At 44.7% G+C, this 553-nt stretch carries 1 protein-coding gene; it reads right to left on the bottom strand.

Going from position 1 to position 553, the window contains the following annotated elements; genetic code table 11:
• Positions 1 to 553 (bottom strand): Ig-like domain repeat protein (locus R7Q09_RS27560; RefSeq protein WP_318144132.1); only part of this gene is annotated, 553 nt, incomplete at both ends.

Below are 553 nucleotides of genomic sequence, written 5' to 3'. Positions count from 1 at the left end.
CTAAGATATTCAACATACTTACCGATGGGAGCCAAGCTAACCGATGGATCAGCTTTCACACTGACGGATGTATTACCAAGAGAGTTCATAACCCAGTCGTAAATAATAAACGACTTAGTTTTTGTCCCATGTTGCTGGAATACATCAGCTTGCGTCTGCCGATAATCATATGTACCGTCTTCGGCAATGATATTGCCTTCAATACAGTTTTTATAATCACACCAGTTACCGCTTTGAGCACCGTAAGGTGAAGAAGGATAGGAGTTTGTTTTGGGTATCCGGTAGAGCACCCTGTAGGTATCGGAATAAATGGTCATTCCGTTCTGATAAGGCGCAAAACCTGATAGGGCCTGACCATTAACCTTAAAAGTTGAGGCCTGCGGGTTCTTAGGGTCATACACTGCTACTGGCTCAGGATTCTCTCCAGACTTTGCACCTACTGAATCCCAAGCAATAGGATAGGCTATTGACCCTTTGTTCCCTGCTTTATCCAGGGCCTCGAAATGAAGCGTATATAGATCCTCCCCATTAGGGAACACAGTGCTCCAGTTCA

This window comes from Vibrio sp. 2130-1 (assembly GCF_033339515.1).
The sequence above is the reverse complement of the archived record's forward strand: the minus strand, read 5'-3'. Positions and strand labels throughout refer to the sequence as shown.